The sequence below is a fragment of the Agromyces protaetiae genome (assembly GCF_004135405.1).
GTDB lineage: Bacteria > Actinomycetota > Actinomycetes > Actinomycetales > Microbacteriaceae > Agromyces > Agromyces protaetiae.
In genome coordinates, this window is record NZ_CP035491.1 from 2143340 (window position 1) to 2161246 (window position 17907).

Below are 17907 nucleotides of genomic sequence, written 5' to 3' on the forward strand. Positions count from 1 at the left end.
ATTGGGCGCGATCGCCGACACGCCAGCAAACATGAGAAAGACTCAGGATGTCTCGGTGGCCCGACCTGATCTCACGACAGCACGACGAGTCGCCCCGTGGCGCGCGTCATCGCGACGTACAGGTCGACCGCGCCCGCAATGCCGTCGCCGAAGCCATCGGGGTCGACGAGCACGACGAGGTCGAACTCGAGCCCCTTCGCCTCGACGGGGTCGACCGAGCGCACACGCGGGAGCGCGACGAACGACGGATCGCCGATCACCGCTGCCGTGCCCTCGGCGTTCGCCGCGAGCCATCCGTCGACGATCGCGTCGCGCTCCGAGACACCCGAATACTCGACCGCGACGCCCGTCGACCGGATCGACACCGGCACGTTCGCATCGGGAATCGCCGCGCGGATGACGGGCTCGGCCACTGCCATGATCTCGGCGGGCGTGCGGTAGTTGACCGTGAGTCCCGCGACCCGCACGCGGTTCGCACCTGCACCTGCACCTGCACCTGCACCTGCACCCGCACCTGCATCGACGCCCACGCGCGCGAGCCGCGCCTCCCACGACTCCGTGAACCCGCGCCGCGCCTGCGCGCGATCGCCGACGACCGTGATGCTCCGAGACGGAACCCGATCGAGGAGCATGCGCCACTCGGCATCCGTCAGCTCTTGGGCCTCGTCCACGATGAGGTGCGCGAACGGCCCCGCGAGCGCTTCATGGTCGAGCAGCGGGCGTGCCTCGGTCGACTGGAGCGAGTGCTCCGCGTCGGCGCCGCGCAGGATCGACATGACGCCGAGCTCCGAGTCGTCGCCCGCGATGAGCAGGTCGCGCACGCGTTCGCGCTGCTCGCGTTCGTCGGCGAGCTCGGCCTCTCGCAGCCGGGTGCGACGGGCGACCGCCGGGTCGCCGATGCGCCTGCGGGCGGCGTCGAGGTAGGGCAGGTCCTCGGCGGTCCAGGCGCGCGCGTCGGGGCGTTGCAGCGATCCGACGTCGTGCGCGCTCAGCCACGGCGCGCATGCCGCGAGATATGCGGGCGACGACCACAGGTCGGCGACGACGCCGAGCGGGTCGAGGAGCGGCCAGGCCCGGTTGAACCGCGCGCCGAGGGACTCGTCGCGCGCGAGCGTTCGGCGCATGAGCGCGGGGGAGACGTCGTCGCTCTCACCGACCTCGTCGACGAGCTGCTCCGCGAGGAGGTCGAGGAGCGCGGCCCATACGTCGTCGCGCGCCTCGTTGTGCGGCGTGCCCGGTTCGGCTGCGGAGAACGCCTCGGCCCAGTCGGCGTGCGTCACGACGAGGTCGGCCCACGGCGTCGCGACGACGAGGCGCTCGGTCGGCGGGCGCTCGTGCCATGCGACGGCCGGCTCGATGACGTCGAGGAGCGTCGCCGACGACTTGAGGGCGGATGCCACGGGATCGGCCTCGCGGCCGGCCGACGCGCCTTCCGGCAGGAACCCGCGGAGCGTCGCGATCTGCACGCCCTCCTCGCCGAGGCTCGGCAGCACGTCGGCGACATACGACAGGTACGCGTCGTGCGGCCCCACGAAGAGCACCCCGCCGTGATGCGCGCCGAGCCGCGGGTCGGAGTACAGCAGGTAGGCGGCGCGGTGCAGCGCGACGACGGTCTTGCCCGTTCCCGGCCCGCCGTCGACGACGAGCGCGCCGCGCGAATCGGCGCGGATGATCGCGTCCTGGTCGGCCTGGATCGTCGCGAGCACATCCCGCATCTGCGGCGACCGGCTCGCTCCGAGGCTCCCGATGAACGCCGACTCGTCGTCGAGCGCGAGCGCCGCGCCGTCCCCGGCGGGCGCGACGGGCGCCAGCGCCTCATCCCAGTAGTCCGTGATGCGCCCGAGCGTCCACCGGTACCGGCGGCGGCTCGCGAGTCCCATAGGGTCGGCGAGGGTCGCCGCGAAGAACGGCTCGGCCGCGGGCGCCCGCCAGTCGACGAGCAGGCGCCGGCCGGCGGCGTCGGCGAGGCCGATGCGTCCGATGTAGATCGGTTCGGCGTCGGCCGAGACATCCGGAACCATCCGCCCGAGGCACAGATCGAGCCCGTACCGCCGCAGCAGACGTAGCCGCGCCGTGAGCCGGTGCACTTCCAGATCGCGCTCGAGGGCCGCCTGCCCGGCGCCGCCGGGCGCGCGGCGCACCTCGTCGAGTCGGGCCGACGCGTCGGCGATCGAACGGGCGAGCGTCGCGGCGATCGCGGCGAAGTGCCGTTCGTCGTCGGCGATGAGGGCCGGGTCGGCCTTCCGGGCGAGGCGGTCGGGTAGGGCGAAGACGGTGGAAGTCAGGATGTCTCCTCTGGAGGGCGAGCGGGCGGTGGACGCACGCCGAACCGGGCGCGGCCGACCATTCTGCGCCCCCGAGGGGCCCTTGCCGCAAGGCCCCCTCCCTCGGATATCCTGGTAGTGGCAGGAATCGCTCCCCTAAGATCGGCGCATGGGGGTACCTGCGAATCGCGTTCAGCTCGAAGCATCCGCCGTGCGCGGCTTCCACCGGTTCGACGAGGCCATCGAGGCCATCCCGGTCGGCGAACGCGACGATCCCTTCCCCGATCCCGGCCGCGACCGCGACATCCGCGACCTCGTCAACCATCTGCACGCGTGGCACGTGCTGCTGCTCGGCTGGCTCGACGCCGAACGCGCCGGCAAGACGCCCGCGTACCCCGCCGACGGCTACACATGGGCCGCGCTCGACGCACTCAACCACGACCTCCGCGATCGCTACCGCGACCGACTGAGCCTCGCCGACTCCCGCGAGCGCCTTCGCGCGAGCCACCTCGCCGTGCTCACGCGCATCGAGTCGCTCGACGACGACGAGCTCTTCGAGCCCGCCCGCCGCGACTGGCTCGGCGGCCCGCTCGCAGAGCCCGTGCACGAATGCCTCGGCGGCCACTACGCGTGGGCGCTCGAAGCCCTCGACGCGGCGCGCGCGTGACGCTGCGTAGTCTGTCGTCATGACGGTTCCGGATGTCTCGAATGCGGCGGATGTCTCGCGCGAGCCGGATGTCTCGAGCGACGCGTTCCCCGTCGCGGTCTCGCAGTTCGCGCCCGGCGCCGACCCCGCGGCCAACCGCGCCGAGGTCGCCCGGCTCGCCGAACTCGCCGCCGCACGCGGCGCGAAGCTCGTCGTCTTCCCCGAATACTCGAGCTACTTCACGCCGCAACCCGGCGAAGACTGGCTCGAACACGCCGAAGACGTCGACGGAGGGCCGTTCACGACGGCGCTCGCCGAGGTCGCGGCGCGGCTCGGCATCCACGTCGTCGCGGGGCTCATCGAGCGGCGGCCGGAGCATCCGCGGCGGGTGTCGAACACGGTCGTCGCGGTTGCACCGCGAGTGGGCGACGGGCCGTGGTCCGAAGCATCCGGCGCCGCCGCGTCGGCCGCCGTCGTCGCCCGCTATCGCAAGCTCCACCTCTACGACGCGTTCGGCCAGCGCGAGAGCGAGTGGGTCGCGCCGGGCGAGATCGGCGAGCCCGAGCTCTTCGAGGCGGGCGGGCTGACGTTCGGGTTGCAGACGTGCTACGACGTGCGGTTCCCCGAGGTCGCCCGCCGGCTCGTCGATGCCGGCGCCGATGTGATCTGCATGCCCGCCGAGTGGGTGCGCGGCCCGCTCAAAGAGGCGCATTGGCGCACCCTCACGACCGCGCGCGCGATCGAGAACACGGTCTACGTCGTCGCGGCCGACCACGCGCCGCCGGTCGGTGCGGGCAACAGCATGATCGTCGACCCCATGGGCGTCGAACTCGTGACGATCGGCGACGAGACCTCCGCCGTCGCCGTCGCGTGGCTCTCGCGCGACCGCATCGAGGCCGTGCGCCGCGTCAACCCGGCGCTCGCGCTCCGACGGTTCCGGGTCGAGCCGATCTGACCGGCCGCTTGTCGACCGTCGCTCCCGCTTCCCGCTCCCGCTTCCCGCTCCCGCTTCCCGCCCCGCCACCGAACTCGCCGAAGTCGCGCAAATCGTCGCCATCGACGCAGTGAAACGACCATTTGCGCGACGTCGGCCGTGGTGGCCGGGGGCAGAGAGAAGTTCGGCTCAGGGTGCGAGCGCGGCCAGCCGGGCGGATGCCTCGTCGAGCACCTCGCGGCGCTTGCAGAACGCGAAGCGCACGAGGCTCGCGACCGAGTCGCGGCTCGCGGGCGGCACGAACGCCGACACGGGCACGCCGACGACGCCCGCGAGCTCGGGCAGGCGCCGGCACAGCTCGTCGGCGTCGGAGAAGCCGAGCCCCGAGGCATCCGCGACGATGAAGTAGCCGGCCTGCGGGAGCGACACGTCGAAGCCCGCCGCGGTGAGCCCCGCCGCGAGCACGTCGCGCTTGGCCGCGAGCGTCGCCGCGGCTCCCGCGAAGTACGAGTCGGGCAGGTCGAGACCGACGGCCGTCGCGGGCTGGAATGGCGCGCCGTTGACGTACGTCAGATACTGCTTGACGGCCAGCACGGCCGTCACGAGCGGCGCGGGCGCCGTCACCCAGCCGATCTTCCAGCCCGTCGTCGAGAACGTCTTGCCGCCCGATGAGATCGAGATCGTGCGTTCGCGCGCGCCCGGCAGCGTCGCGACGGGGATGTGTCCTTCGAAATCGGGAGCGCCGTCGAACACGAGGTGCTCGTACACCTCGTCGGTCACGATGAGCGCGTCGTGGCGGTTCGCGAGCTCGACGACGAGTTCGAGGGTCGCGCGGTCGAAGACGGCGCCCGTCGGGTTGTGGGGCGAATTGACGAGGATGATCCGGGTGCGATCGGTCACCGCACGGCGCAGTTCGTCGTGGTCGGGGCGCCAGTCGGGGAACCTCAACGGAACCGTCCGAAGCACGCCGCCCGCGCGCGCGACGAGCGCTTGGTACGCGTCGTACGCGGGCTCGAACACGACGACCTCGTCGCCCGCGTCGACGAACGCGAGGATCGACGCCGCGAGCGCCTCCGTCGCGCCCGCCGTCACGAGGACCTCGGTCGCGGGGTCGACCGCGAGCCCGTACCAGCGCTGCTGATGTCGGGCGATCGCCTCGCGCAGCACGGGCAGCCCGATGCCCGGCGGGTACTGGTTGACGCCGTCCGAGATCGCCTGCCGCGCAGCCTCGAGCACCTCGGCGGGACCGTCCTCGTCGGGGAATCCCTGGCCGAGGTTCAAGGCGCCCGTCCGGAGTGCGAGCGCGCTCATCTCGGCGAAGATCGTGGGCCGCACCGTTCCATCGGCGGCGAGCAGGCCCGCGCCTCGCGCGGTGCGCTGCCAGGGGAGAAGTGCGGATGCGTCGTGCTTCACGATTCACACCGTACGTCAGGCGGGCAATGACTACGCTGGGCGAGGCATCCGGATGACTCCCGGTGAAGGGATAGCGGATGCATAGACTTCCCCGATCCGCTCCACAGACTGCGGCGAGAAAGTGTTAGCGCTTGGAAGGAGCAGACATGACCGAGAACCAGCCGGGTCAGCCCGAAAGCCAGGAGCCCGAGGCCGCCGCGAGCGCGACGCCCGAGGCATCCGCCCCCGAGACCACCGTTCCTGAGACCGCCGTTCCTGAGACCGCAGCGGCCGAGCCGCCCGCGCCGGCCGCGCCCGAGGCATCCGCCGCGCCCGCTCAGCCAGCCCAGCCCGCCGCCCCCGCCGGCTGGACCGTCCCCGGCGAGCACAGCGCGCCGCCGCAGCCGACCGGCACGGTCTACACGCCGGGCCAGCCCGCGCAGCCGTACCACGCGCCGCAGTACACGCACCAGGCGGCATCCGCCACCGCCGCGTACCCGACGCTGCCGCAGCCGCAGGCCCCCGCGCAGCCGCAGTACGCGACCCAGCCGACCGAGCCGCTGTCCGGCAGCGTGCCGCCCGCCTTCGGCGGACCCGCCGCACCCGGCGCGCCGCAGTACGCCGCTCAGCCGGGCGTCGGACAGGGCGCGCCGAAGGCCGAGCGCCCGCAGCGCAAGGTCGGGTTCGGCTCGGTCGCCGCGATCGCGGTCGCCGCGGCCATCCTCGGCGGCGCGTCGGGCGCCGGCATCACGGCGATCGTGAACAGCCAGAACCAGTCGCAGACGCCCACCGCGACCGCGAGCCCGCAGAACATCGTCGTCAACAACCCCGACTCGGTGAACCAGATCACGGCCGTCGCCGCGAAGGCGAGCCCGAGCGTCGTCACGATCGAGGTGCAGGGCGGCCAGGGCGCCGGCACGGGGTCGGGCATCATCCTGTCGAGCGACGGCTACGTCCTCACCAACACGCACGTCGTGACGCTCGACGGCACGACGGGCGAGCCGCAGATCCAGGTGAAGGCCGCCGACGGCCGCCTCTACTCGGCCGAGCTCATCGGCACCGACCCGCTGAGCGACCTCGCCGTCATCAAGCTCCAGGATGCCTCGGGGCTGCAGCCGCTCGAGTTCGCCGACTCCGACAAGCTCAACGTCGGCGACACGGCGATCGCGATCGGCGCGCCGCTCGGCCTCTCGGGCACCGTCACGAACGGCATCGTCTCGTCGCTCAACCGCTCGATCGACGTGCAGTCGTCGGCTGCGCCCGCGACGCCCGACGACGGCGCCGAGCAGGGCGACGGCGGCGAGGGCGGTCAGGGCGACAGCCCGTTCGACTTCTGGAATTTCGACATCCCCGGCCAGGAGGGCGGCGGCCAGCAGCAACAGCAGCAGGGCGGCGGCACGATCGCGATCCCCGTCATCCAGACCGACGCGGCGATCAACCCCGGCAACTCGGGCGGCGCGCTCGTGAACTCCGAGGGCAAGCTCATCGGCGTCAACGTCGCGATCCTCTCGGCAGGCGGCTCGGCGCAGGGCGAGGCGGGCAACATCGGCGTCGGCTTCGCGGTGCCGTCGAACCTGGCCAAGCGCGTCGCGAACGAGCTCATCGAGAACGGCGCGGCCACTCACGGCCTGCTCGGGGCGACCGTCACCAGTGCCCAGTCGGCCGAGAACGCGACCGTCGTGGGCGCGCTCATCACCGAGGTCTCGGACGGCGGCGCCGCAGCGAAGGCGGGCCTCCAGGCCGGCGACGTCGTGACGCAGTTCGAGGGCGTGAAGATCACCGATCAGACCGACCTCACGGCCCAGGTCCGCGCCCGCGCGGGCGGCTCGACCGCCGAGCTGACGTTCGTGCGCGACGGCGAGACGAAGACCGTCGAGGTCGAGCTCGGCACGTTCGAAGGCTGACGCGCGGCCGTGGGCGGCCCGCTCGGGATCGGGTCGCCCACGGCTTGCACCACGAGGCATCCGTCTCGCTCCGCCCACTCCTTCACGAGCCCTTCCACGAGGCCCGGCGCACAGGTTGCGCCGGGCCTCGACTGGTACGCTCGATCGAACGAGCACGAGTGAGGAACATGCCCGAAGAACCAGCGGAGGCGACGGCATCGTCGGCCCCGGGCGTGTCCTATGTCATGCCCGTCCTGAACGACGCATCGCACGTGCGGCAGGCGGTCGAATCGATCCTCGCGCAAGAGGTCGCCGGCCCCATCGAGGTGCTCATCGCGCTCGGCCCGTCGATCGACGGCACGGCCGAACTCGTGGCAGACCTCGCCGCGCGCGACCCCCGCGTTCGCGTCCTCGAGAACGAAGTCGGCTCGACGCCCGCGGGGCTCAACATCGGCATCCGTGCGGCGCAGTACCCCGTCGTCGTGCGAGTCGACTCGCACTCGGTGCTGTCGCCCCGCTACACGGCGATCGCGGTCGAGACCCTCGATCGCACGGGCGCCGACAACGTCGGCGGCGTCATGGCCGCCCACGGCGAGACGCCGTTCGAGCGGGCTGTCGCGCTTGCCTACACGACGCCCGTCGGGCTCGGCGGGTCGTCGTTCCACGTCGGCGGTTCCGAGGGCCCCGCCGAGACGGTGTACCTCGGCGTCTTCCGCACGGCGGCCCTCCATCGCGTGGGGCTCTTCGACGAGGAGATCAAGCGCGGCCAAGACTGGGAGCTCAACCGCCGCATCCGCGAGCAGGGCGGCACGGTGTGGTTCACGCCTGAGCTCTCGGTCACGTATCGTCCGCGTTCGAGCGTCGAGCGGCTCGCGCGGCAGATGTTCTCGACGGGCCTCTGGCGCGGCGAACTCGCACGTCGGTTCCCGGCGTCCAACGGCATCCGCTACTTCGTCCCGCCCGCCATGGTCGTCGGCGTCGTGCTCGGCACCCTCGTGGGCGTGGCGGGCATCGTGCAGGCGATCGTGGGCGCCTCCCCGTGGCTCCTTCTCGGCTTCGTCGTCCCGGCGGTGTACCTCGCGTTCCTCGCGCTCGCGACCCTCGTGTACGCTCGCGGTGCCGATCGCGCAACCGCGTGGCGGTTCCTGCTCGTGCTTCCGTGCATCCACGTGTCGTGGGGAGCGGGATTCATCCTCGGCTATCTGTCGCTCGCGAAGAACATCGCGCGGCACACGGGAAGGTGACACGGATGTCGCAGACCGACGCTCCCGGCGTGCCCGGGCCGGGCGCGCCCGGGCGAGGGGTGCCGACGAGCATCGCCGAGCTCAAGGCTGTCGCGCAGCCGCCCGAGGTGCGCGGTCGCCGCAACGCCGAGCACTGGACGGCCGACCTGTACCTCCGGCGCGTCTCGCCGTACCTGACGTGGCTGTTCCTGCACACGCGCATCTCGGCCAACGGCGTCACGGGGATCATGATCCTCGTCGGCTGGTCGACGGCCGCCGCCCTGCTCATCCCCGGCATCTGGGGGGCGCTTTTCGCGGTCGTCCTCGGCCAGCTGCAGATGCTCGTCGACTGCTGCGACGGCGAGGTCGCGCGCTGGCGCGGCACGTCGTCGCCCGCGGGCGTGTTCCTCGACAAGGTCGGCCACTACTCGACCGAGGCGCTCATCCCGCTCGCGCTCGGCATCCGCGCCGCCGCGTACCCGCTCGAGTTCCCGGCCGACTTCCTGTGGACGACGATCGCCGCGCTCCTCGCCCTCGTGATCGTGCTCAACAAAGCGCTCAACGACATGGTGCACGTCGCGCGCGCGAACGCCGGGCTCGCGAAGCTCGCCGACGCCAAGGGCGAGAGCGACCCCCGCGGCGGACTCATCGCGACGCTCCGCAAGGCGGCCCGGTTCGTGCCGTTCCACCGCCTCTACCACTCGGTCGAGCTCACGCTCATCGTCTTCGCGGCGGCCGTCGTCGGGCTGTTCGCCGGGCAGCCGGTCGTGGACCGGGTCGTGCTGAGCGCGCTCCTGCCGCTGTCGATCCTCGCGCTCGGGGGCACTTCCTCGCAATCATGGCGAGCCGCCGTGTCCGGTCCTGACCCGCGCGTCGGCGTCGTCGTGCTCACGATGGGCCGGCGCCCCGAAGACCTGGCGCGAGGCATCCGGAGCGTCCTCGATCAGACGGATGTCTCGACCGATGTCGTCGTGGTCGGCAACGGGTGGAACCCTGCGACATCCGACCCCGCTCTTCCTGCGGGCGTTGCGACCGTGCACCTGCCAGAGAATCTCGGCATCCCCGCCGGACGCAACCGCGGCGTGCCGCACGTCACCGGCGACGTGCTCTTCTTCCTCGACGACGACGCGTTCCTGCCGCACGCCGACTTCCTCGCGCGCGGCTGCGCGATGCTCGCGGCGACGCCCGACCTGGGTCTCGTCCAGCCGCGCGTCGTCGACCCGACCGGTGCGGTCTCGCCGCGACGGTGGATCCCGCGCATCCGCAAGGGCGAGGCGACCCACTCGAGCGACGTCTTCAGCTGCTGGGAGGGCGCCGTGCTCCTCCCGCGCGCCGTGTTCGAGGCCGCCGGGGGCTGGGGCGACCCGTACTTCTACGCGCACGAGGGCATCGAGCTCGCGTGGCGGGTCTGGAACACCGGGCACCGCGCCTGGTACGCAGGCGATCTCGAAGCGGGACATCCGGTCATCGATCCCGCCCGCCACGCCGAGTACTTCCGCCTCAACGCGCGCAACCGCGTGTGGCTCGCCAAGCGCAACCTGCCGTGGGTGCTCGTGCCGTTCTACGTCGGGTCGTGGACGGCGATCCAGGTGCTCCGGTGGGCGCGCAAGCCGAAGGCGCTCCGTGCGTGGTTCGGCGGGTGGGCGGCCGGGTGGCGCGAGAATCCGGGTGGGCGGCGGCCGCTCACGTGGAAGACGGTCTGGCGGATGACTCGGGCGGGGCGCCTGCCCGTCGTGTGAGGCTGCACCGGTTCGGGTAACGATCCCCTCGCGATCCCGCGTGAGGCACCGGCCGCGAGGCATCCGCTCAGGGCCGCTCGCTACCCTTGGACAGTGGGATTGAAGACTGACGCGCGCCGCGCCGTGAAGCTCGCGAAGAACATCCTCTCCTCGCGTCGCGCACAGCGCGAGGTGAAGGCGAAGCTCGCCGAGCGCCCGGCCCTCGAGCCGCACAAGTACAAGATCGCGGTGTACTTCGCCGACGGCAAGGTCAACATGTACCAGCTGCGGCAATGGTACGCGCCGCTCGCCGAACTGTCGAAGACGCACCCCGTACTCATCCTGACCCGCGCCTCCGGCGCTGCGCTCACGCTCTTCGAGGAGTCGCCCGTCGACGTCGCCTACGTGCGCCGGGTCGCCGACCTCGAGCGGGTCATCCACGAGCAAGACCTGCACATCGTGTTCTACGTCAACCAGAACGCCAAGAACTTCCAGATGATGCGCTACGGGCGCCGCTGGCACGTGTTCATCAACCACGGCGAGTCCGACAAGATGTACATGACCACCAACCAGTTCAAGGCGTACGACTACGCGCTCATCGCGGGCGACGCCGCGCGCGCGCGCCTCGAGAAGGTGCTGTGGGACTTCGACTTCGACAAGCGCGCCATTCCCATCGGGCGACCGCAGGCCGACCACTATCTCGACGACTTCGAACTGCCGTACCCGTCCGATGATCGTGAAGTTGTGCTCTACGCGCCGACGTGGGAGGGCGACCGCGCCGCTGCCGCCTACGGCTCGATCGCAACCCACGGCGTGCACCTCGTGCGCGCGCTCCTCGCCACCGGACGCCACCGGGTCATCTACCGCCCACACCCGCGCTCGGGCGTCGTCGACCCCGCCTACGGCGCCGCGAACCGCGAGATCATCGACGCGATCCGCTCTGCGAACGTCGAAGACCCGTCGGCGCACCACATCTTCGACGACGGTGCCAAGCTCGGCTGGCAGCTCGCCGCGGCCGACGTCGCGATCGTCGACATCTCGGCGATGGTCTACGACCGGCTCGCCGCCGGAAAGCCGCTCCTCATCACGCGGCCTGCGAACCCCGCCGCCCAGATCGACACCGGCGGTTACCTCTCGGCGTGCGACTGGCTCGTCGCCGGCCCCGGCGAGACGATGCTCGCCCGCGTCGACGAGATCGCCCACGACCCCGACGCCCTCGCGCGCCTCGGCTACTGGGTCGAGCGCTACTTCGGCGACACGACCCCCGGAGTGACGACCGCACGCTTTCACGGTGCCGTCGAGCATCTGCTCGCGGAGTGGGACCGCTTCGCGGCCCTGCACGCGGGCGAAGACGAGCCCGACGACCACGATGTGGAGGGCGAAGAGGCCGAGGAGGAGCTGGAGGCGACGGGGTAGGTCCTGGCTACCCTGCTCCTACCGCTGGTAGTATTGGGGTATGAAGGTCAGCGTGAGTCTCGACGAGGCGGATGTTGCATTCCTTGACGCCGATGTAGAACGCGGCGTCTACGAGTCTCGCTCAGCCGCAGTCGCGGCGTCCATCCGCTTGCTTCGGGAGCGCGAACTCACTCAGAGCTATCTCGAGGAGTTCCAGGAGTGGGGCGAGTCGGGCGAGGCCGACGCGTGGGATGCTGCGTCGGGCGACGGACTGGTCTCCAAGTGACCCATCGTCCGGAGCGAGAGCTCGTGCGGGGGCGCGTCGTGCTCGTCGAACTCGATCCGCATCGCGGTGCGGAGCAGGGGAAGACCCGACCGGCGGTGATCGTCAGCAATGATGGGGCAAATGCTGCCGCAGCGCGATCCGACTACGGCGTCATCACGGTTGTGCCGCTCACGAGCAACGTACGCACCATCCGGCCCTATCAAGCGTTGATTCCTCGTGACCGGAGTGGACTGCCCGTCGACTCGAAGGCTCAGACCGAGCAGGTGAGAAGCATCTCGACCGAGCGCGTGGTGAACGCGATCGGGTGGCTCGACGCCGAACTCATGGCCGAAGTCGATGAGGCGCTTCGCGTGCACCTATCGCTGTAGTTCTCGACCGGGTTCAGCCGGCCGCTTCGCCGTCGAGCCGCTCCTCACGTTCGATGCGCAGGTTCTCATGGACGAGTTCCCCGAACCGCTTGACGAGTTCGATCTGCACTTCGGGGCGACCGAAGTAGAAGTCGACGATCTCGTTCTGGTTCGTCTGGTTGCCGAGCACGGCGTCGGTCACGGCATTGCTGAGGTCGGGCGACTCGACGAACTGCGTCGTCGTGTTCGCGGCCGCCTGCGTGCGGATCTGGGGGTTCTCGGCGAGCACGGTGACGACGCCCTGGACCCACGACTCGATCGCCGACGCGTTGAAGTCTTCATCCGCGAACAGTTCGTTGATCCGCGAGAGGATCTCGGCGAGCCGCGCGAGACGCGGGTCCCGTGCCGTCCCCGATCCTGCTTCGCCCGCAGGCCTGAGTGCCTTGGCCTCCCCGGCACTCAGATCGATGCTGTGATCGCCCGACCGAGCCTGCTTGATGTGTGTGAGCTCGACGGCCGAGAAATCGATGGGGTCGTTCGACACACGGCCGGTCAGCCGGGGGAGCAACAGCCGAAGGTAGAGCGAGCGCTTCTCGAGGCTCGTGTCGCCGTAGTCGACGATCTGGGAGAGGAAATCGTACAGGCGGATGAACGAGCCCACGTCCTTGCGGAAGAGGTCGAGCTCGTCGATCGCGGCCTTGTCGTCGGTGGCTACCGCGCTCGCGTAGCGCGTGTTGAATCGATCGGCTGCTGCTTTGAGCGGTGCAGTGTGAGCGCTGTGGCGCGCTTCGGCGAGGAACGCGACGGCGAACGCTTCGACCTCGGCGTCGGTGTAGATCGCCGCGACGTCGAGCTTCGCGACGACGTCGTGCACGAGGTCGGGGTCGGTCGTCTCGGTCAGTTCGGCGGTGCGGTAGTAGGGCAGGAACGAGTCGAGGATCTCCCGCGGGTCGTTCACGAAGTCGAGCACATAGGTCGTGTCTTTGCCGGCCGACGGATACGTGCGGTTGAGGCGGGAGAGCGTCTGCACCGCGGTCACTCCGGAGAGCCGCTTGTCGACGTACATCGCGCAGAGCAGCGGCTGGTCGAAGCCGGTCTGGTACTTGTTCGCGACGAGGAGGAGTTGGAAGTCATCCGAGGCGAACGCGACGGGGAGCGTGCGGCCACGGAGCCCGCGGTTGAGGTTCGCTTCTGTGAAAGGCGGCACGACGCCTGCGAACGCGACTCCGGGCGCTTGGTCGGCGGTGAGACTCCCCGAGAACGCGACGAGCGTGGCGATCGGGTAGCTCTTCTTCGAGATGTACGCGTCGATGGCCTCCTTATACCGCACGGCGTGTTCACGCGAACTGGTGACGACCATCGCCTTCGCGTGCCCGTCGAGCAGGTGCCGCACGTTCTCGCGGTAGTGCTCGACGATGATCTGCACCTTCTGGCCGATGTTCGTCGGGTGGAGCGACACCCACCGCATGAGGCCCTTGGTGGCCTCCGATTCATCCACCAGGTCGACCGCTTCGAGGTGACGCTTCGACTTCTCGGCGATCTGGAATGCGGTGTCGTAGGTCGTGTAGTTCTTCAGGACGTCGAGGATGTAGCCCTCTTCGATCGCCTGCTGCATCGAGTAGACGTGGAACGGCTGCGGGGTCGCGTCGCCGACGCTCGCCGCGTTGCTCGGTACGCGTCCGAAGAGTTCGAGGGTCTTCGCCTTCGGGGTCGCAGTGAACGCGAAGAAGGACAGATTGGGGGATGTCGCGCGCGCTTCCATCTCAGAAGCGAGCACGGCTTCGCTGTCGATCTCGCCGCCGTCCGCAAGGTCGGCCTGTTCTTCGGCGGTGAGCACCTGACGCAGCTTCTGCGAGACGCGACCGGTCTGGGACGAGTGCGCCTCGTCGGCGATGATCGCGAAGCGTCGGTCGGAGAGGCCCTTCGTCTCACGGATCGCCGCGAGCGCGAACGGGAAGGTCTGCATCGTGACGATGACGATGAGTTTGCCGCTCAGGAGCTCCTTCGCCAAGAGTCCTGACTTCGACGTGACCTCTTCGCCGGCTTTGCGCACCTCATCGGCGTTGATCGTCGCGACGGTTCCGCCAACCCCTTCGATCTGCTTGATCGCCGTCTGCAGTTGGTCGTCGAGCACGGTGCGGTCGGTCACCACGATGACGGTGTCGAACACCTTGCGATCGTCGTCATCGTGCAGGCTCGACAATCCGTGTGCGAGCCACGCGATCGAGTTCGTCTTGCCCGAGCCCGCGGAGTGCTGCACGAGATAGCGATGTCCCGGACCCTCGTGCTTGACCGTGTCGAGCAGTTCCGTGACGAGCTCCCACTGATGGAATCTCGGGAAGAGGAGCGCCGTCGACTTCGTGACCGCGCCCGTGATGGGGTCCGTGCTCGTCTTCTTCTCGAGGTGAAGGAGGCGCCCGATGATGTGCAGCCATGCGTCGCGGTGCAGCACGCGCTCCCAGAGATAGGCGGATGCCGCGCCCGACGGGTTGACCGGATTGCCCTTGCCCCCATCGCGCCCGAGATTGAACGGCAGGAAGTGGGTCGACTTGCCGTTCAAACGTGTCGTCATCGCGACTTCGTCGTTCGAGACGGCGAAGTGCACGAGGCATCGGTTCGCAAATCCGAGCAGCGGCTCGCCCTTCGGATCGCGGTGCTGCCGGTACTGGGCGATCGCGTCGTCCAGCGACTGCGTGTTGTCGGTCTTGAGCTCGATCGTCGCGACCGGCAGGCCGTTGACGAACAGCACAAGGTCAATCGACTGCGTGTTCTTCGACGAATAGTAGACCTGGCGCATCACGCGTAGGCGCATCGCCGCGTACCGCTCGTTCGCGGCCTGGTTGAGTGAGGTCGCGGGCTTGAACTCGGCCATCGCGAACGTCGCGGGCGTCTTCTTGAACCCACGGCGCAGGACGTTGAGCGTACCGCCGCCCGCGTCGAGCGGTGTGTCGAGCGTCTTCACGAGGCGATCGAGGAGTTGCTGCTCGGCCTTGATTCGATCGGCTTCGGATGCCTCGGGGCGCACCGCTTTCGCGTACTCGACGGGTTGGGTGGCCTCGAGCCAGGCGAGCACATCGGCGGGGAAGAGGGCGCGAGCTTTGTCGTACCCTTGCGCCGGGTCGGACTCGTAGATCCAGCCGTGGGAGCCGAGATACTCGCAGATCTCGTCTTCGAACGCCCGCTCGTGCTCGATGCCCATCACGCCGCCTTCGTGGTTACGTCGATCTGCCCGGTTACCGCGGCCGTGATGAGCGCCGCCCTGCGCTCCTTCGCGAGGGCGATGAACTGCTCGGTCTTGGAGATGAGGGTGTCGATCTTCGCGGTTCGTGCATCTAGCTCAAGCGCGATCTCCGCCTGGCGCTCGACGGGCAGTAACGGAATGCGTAGTGCGCGAAGCTTCTCCGCTGTGAGGTGAGCAATGGTCGAGCCGTCGCAGAGGATGTCAATGACACCGGAATCGCGGTAAGACCGAAGCACGTAGCCAAGCCAGGCGGTTGAGGCGTTGTCCACCGATCGCACGCGGTTGACCGTCTTCTGGAACGACCAGCCAGGCATGTCCTCCCTCAGAAGCACAGATGTGCCGACCGCGCCGCCTTCGACCACGAGAAGGTCGCCGTTCTGCAGGTTCAGTCGTTGTGCCTCGTCGAGTGAATAGGGCATGCGATTGACGTCGCTCAGAGCGAGGCCGCCATCTTGAATATTGGCCGCCCGAATATATGGGAGGTCAGAGTCCGACGTGCTTCTCGCTTTGCCTGCATCGAGCATCTTGCCGAGGACCACAGTGAACAGTGCGCCGATCGGGATTGATTCCCGTTGTGCTTGGCCGAGAGGCGCGAAGCCGGCTAGCGCCAGACTCTGAATGGTCGACCGCCGCCGTTCGCCGAGAGATGCGATGAGCCTCTGCTGCTTCGCGATGAGGGTGTCGATGCTGCCGATCTCGTGGTCGAGATAGTCGGCGATCAATCGCTGGTCGTTGATGGTCGGGTACGGAATTGCGATTCTGTTGATATCGCGCTGAAAGAGGTGGGGCACTCCCATGCCGTCCTTCAGCCGATCGAATAGCGATCGAGCGTACTGGCTTGCCAGCGTCCAATAGAGGAAGCGGCCGTCCAAGGTTGAGGCTGGTGTGATCACGGCAATCGATCCGTTCACGGTGGCAGGGGCCGGCAGGTCTCGTACGATGTTGACCGTGCCGATAGTCGAGCCGTCCTTGGTTAGAAGCACGTCTCCTCTGGCGAGCATGATCTCGGGGGACTCTTCGTATCGCTCGTACGTGATTTGGTTGGCGTTCGCGTAGTCGATCGCACTGTGCTTGATATTTGGAGTCGCGATCATCGCGACGCCGCCACTGTCGACGTACTCGTCTGCAGTGAGTCCCTTCCAGCCGAGTCGGGCTCTCACCCACGACACACGGCCGACCGCCCGAGTCTCCCATCCGGCCGGGAGCGGTCCGACCCAGTCCAGATACCAGCCGCGGTTCGGGGTGCCGGGGAGCGTCATCGCTCCACCTCACGGAGCAACTCCATGATCTCGGCGATAAGCTCGTTGAGATCCCGGTCGATCTCCTCAAGTGGCCGCGGAGGCACATAGGTGTAGAAGTGACGAGTGAAGGGGATCTCGTAGCCGACCTTGGTCTTCGCCGGGTCCACCCAGGCATCGGGAACGTGCGGTCGAACTTCGGCCTCGAAGTACGCGTGCACCGTGGCATCCCGACCTTCGGCCCCAGCGAGATTGCCCCCATACGTGAACGGCACGTTCTCGGTGTCGCGAAGCTTCGCGTCGGGCTTCTGGTTCCCCTTGCGGTCGCGAACGACTTCGCCGGTCTCGTCTCGGAGCGGTCGCTCCACGGTGATCGTCCAGTACCCGAAGGCGTCGGTCGGCAAGATCTTCGAGTGCTCGGACTCGGCGTGCTCGTCGTAGAGTTCGACGATCTTCCTCCGATCTTCGACCGACAGTTCGCGGCTCTTCTGACCGAGGTTCCTCCGCATCTTCGTGAAGAATCCCGAGCCGTCGATGAGCTGCACGGTGCCGATGCGATCGGCGCGTTTGGTGTTGTCAAGGACCCAGACGTAGGTCGCGATGCCGGTGTTGTAGAACATGTTGGTCGGCAGCGCGACGATCGCGTCGACGAGGTCGTGCTCGAGTAGCCAGCGGCGAATGTTGCTCGGGCCGGATTCCGCGCCACCGGTGAACAATGGCGAGCCGTTGAGGACAATTCCGGCACGTCCGCCGCCTTCGTGTACCGGTCGCATCTTGGTTGCCAGATGTTGGAGAAAGAGCATCTGCCCGTCGCTGATCGGTGGAAGCCCGCCCGGGAATCGGCTGCGATCGCCGGCATCCTGGATGTGCCGTTTGATCGCCTCCTGCGAAGCCTTCCAGTCGACGCCGTACGGCGGATTCGAGAGGCAGTAGTCGAAGGTCTGGCCGGCGAGCAAATCGTCGGCGAGGGTGTCGCCCAGGCGAATATTGCCGGCGTCCTGCCCCTTCGCGATCATGTCGGACTTGCAGATGGCGTACGACTGATCGTTGATCTCCTGGCCGTAGAGGGTCAGTCGCGCGTCGGGATTGAGTTCATGCATCCGCTCTTCGGCGACCGAGAGCATGCCGCCAGTGCCTGCTGTCGGGTCATAGACGGATCGAACTACGCCGGGGACCGTCAGCGCCTCGGTGTCTTCGGCGAAGAGTAGGTCGACGAGCAGTCGGATCGCGTCGCGCGGGGTGAAGTGCTCACCCGCCGTCTCGTTGGAGGCTTCGGCGAACTTCCGGATGAGCTCCTCGAAGAGGTCTCCCATCGCCGCGTTCGACACTGCGTCGGGGTG

13 protein-coding genes and 1 pseudogene are annotated in these 17907 nt (G+C 68.9%); 9 read left to right on the forward strand and 5 right to left on the reverse strand.

The features are described from left to right. Positions 1 to 71: 71 nt before the first annotated feature. On the reverse strand, positions 72 to 2288 hold the full coding sequence (gene helR / locus ET445_RS09970; protein WP_129191061.1) for an RNA polymerase recycling motor ATPase HelR: 2217 nt from the start codon (positions 2286 to 2288) through the stop codon (positions 72 to 74). Positions 2289 to 2433: 145 nt separating this feature from the next. On the opposite strand from helR, the gene ET445_RS09975 reads away from it, so the two are divergent. Next, the gene (locus ET445_RS09975; RefSeq protein ID WP_129191063.1) at positions 2434 to 2931 is read left to right on the forward strand and encodes a ClbS/DfsB family four-helix bundle protein; all 498 of its coding nucleotides are present in this window, start codon (positions 2434 to 2436) and stop codon (positions 2929 to 2931) included. Positions 2932 to 2950: 19 nt separating this feature from the next. Next, entirely contained in the window at positions 2951 to 3865 is a 915-nt protein-coding gene (locus tag ET445_RS09980) for a carbon-nitrogen hydrolase family protein (RefSeq protein WP_129191065.1), read from the forward strand. 168 nt (positions 3866 to 4033) lie between these two features. Here the strand turns inward: ET445_RS09980 and ET445_RS09985 are convergent, their stop codons facing one another. After that, positions 4034 to 5257 carry an aminotransferase class I/II-fold pyridoxal phosphate-dependent enzyme gene (locus ET445_RS09985; RefSeq protein ID WP_243695163.1) on the reverse strand — a complete coding sequence of 408 codons (1224 nt, stop codon included), beginning with the start codon at positions 5255 to 5257 and terminating at the stop codon, positions 4034 to 4036. A gap of 146 nt (positions 5258 to 5403) precedes the next feature. On the opposite strand from ET445_RS09985, the gene ET445_RS09990 reads away from it, so the two are divergent. From ET445_RS09990 to ET445_RS10015, 7 genes and pseudogenes are all read left to right on the forward strand, one after another. Beyond that, entirely contained in the window at positions 5404 to 7140 is a 1737-nt protein-coding gene (locus ET445_RS09990; protein ID WP_129191067.1) for a trypsin-like peptidase domain-containing protein, read from the forward strand. 167 nt (positions 7141 to 7307) lie between these two features. Continuing rightward, complete coding sequence (locus ET445_RS09995; RefSeq protein WP_129191069.1) at positions 7308 to 8363, forward strand: glycosyltransferase family 2 protein; 1056 nt, start codon at positions 7308 to 7310, stop codon at positions 8361 to 8363. Positions 8364 to 8368: 5 nt separating this feature from the next. Next, a pseudogene (locus ET445_RS18010) lies at positions 8369 to 9207 on the forward strand (CDP-alcohol phosphatidyltransferase family protein). Positions 9208 to 9235: 28 nt separating this feature from the next. Then, on the forward strand, positions 9236 to 10081 hold the full coding sequence (locus ET445_RS18015) for a glycosyltransferase family 2 protein (protein ID WP_243695397.1): 846 nt from the start codon (positions 9236 to 9238) through the stop codon (positions 10079 to 10081). A gap of 93 nt (positions 10082 to 10174) precedes the next feature. Continuing rightward, positions 10175 to 11476, forward strand: a complete 1302-nt coding sequence (locus ET445_RS10005) for a CDP-glycerol glycerophosphotransferase family protein (RefSeq protein ID WP_129191073.1) — start codon at positions 10175 to 10177, stop codon at positions 11474 to 11476. Positions 11477 to 11516: 40 nt separating this feature from the next. Next, complete coding sequence (locus ET445_RS10010) at positions 11517 to 11741, forward strand: ribbon-helix-helix domain-containing protein (RefSeq protein ID WP_129191075.1); 225 nt, start codon at positions 11517 to 11519, stop codon at positions 11739 to 11741. A 38-nt stretch (positions 11742 to 11779) separates the two neighbouring features. After that, positions 11780 to 12109 (forward strand): type II toxin-antitoxin system PemK/MazF family toxin, encoded by a 330-nt coding sequence (locus tag ET445_RS10015; RefSeq protein ID WP_243695164.1) that lies wholly within the window; start codon positions 11780 to 11782, stop codon positions 12107 to 12109. Between the two features lie 13 nt (positions 12110 to 12122). Here the strand turns inward: ET445_RS10015 and ET445_RS10020 are convergent, their stop codons facing one another. Genes ET445_RS10020 through ET445_RS10030 form a run of 3 tightly spaced genes read right to left on the reverse strand, consistent with a single transcriptional unit; the run spans position 12123 to position 17880 of the window. After that, positions 12123 to 15287, reverse strand: a complete 3165-nt coding sequence (locus tag ET445_RS10020) for a type I restriction endonuclease subunit R (RefSeq protein ID WP_129191079.1) — start codon at positions 15285 to 15287, stop codon at positions 12123 to 12125. After that, positions 15287 to 16588 (reverse strand): restriction endonuclease subunit S, encoded by a 1302-nt coding sequence (locus tag ET445_RS10025; RefSeq protein WP_129191081.1) that lies wholly within the window; start codon positions 16586 to 16588, stop codon positions 15287 to 15289. Before ET445_RS10025 ends, ET445_RS10020 begins: the two co-directional genes overlap by 1 nt. Further along, positions 16585 to 17880, reverse strand: a complete 1296-nt coding sequence (locus ET445_RS10030) for an HsdM family class I SAM-dependent methyltransferase (protein ID WP_341769750.1) — start codon at positions 17878 to 17880, stop codon at positions 16585 to 16587. The genes ET445_RS10025 and ET445_RS10030 overlap by 4 nt, the downstream gene beginning before the upstream one ends. Positions 17881 to 17907 lie beyond the last annotated feature (27 nt).

Coding starts and splice junctions, on each gene's coding strand:
- ET445_RS09975 (WP_129191063.1), top strand. CDS start 2,434: ATGGGGGTACCTGCGAATCGCGTTCAGCTCGAAGCATCCGCCGTGCGC.
- ET445_RS09980 (WP_129191065.1), top strand. CDS start 2,951: ATGACGGTTCCGGATGTCTCGAATGCGGCGGATGTCTCGCGCGAGCCG.
- ET445_RS09990 (WP_129191067.1), top strand. CDS start 5,404: ATGACCGAGAACCAGCCGGGTCAGCCCGAAAGCCAGGAGCCCGAGGCC.
- ET445_RS09995 (WP_129191069.1), top strand. CDS start 7,308: ATGCCCGAAGAACCAGCGGAGGCGACGGCATCGTCGGCCCCGGGCGTG.
- ET445_RS18015 (WP_243695397.1), top strand. CDS start 9,236: ATGGGCCGGCGCCCCGAAGACCTGGCGCGAGGCATCCGGAGCGTCCTC.
- ET445_RS10010 (WP_129191075.1), top strand. CDS start 11,517: ATGAAGGTCAGCGTGAGTCTCGACGAGGCGGATGTTGCATTCCTTGAC.
- ET445_RS10020 (WP_129191079.1), bottom strand. CDS start 15,287: ATGGGCATCGAGCACGAGCGGGCGTTCGAAGACGAGATCTGCGAGTAT.
- ET445_RS10025 (WP_129191081.1), bottom strand. CDS start 16,588: ATGACGCTCCCCGGCACCCCGAACCGCGGCTGGTATCTGGACTGGGTC.
- ET445_RS10030 (WP_341769750.1), bottom strand. CDS start 17,880: ATGGGAGACCTCTTCGAGGAGCTCATCCGGAAGTTCGCCGAAGCCTCC.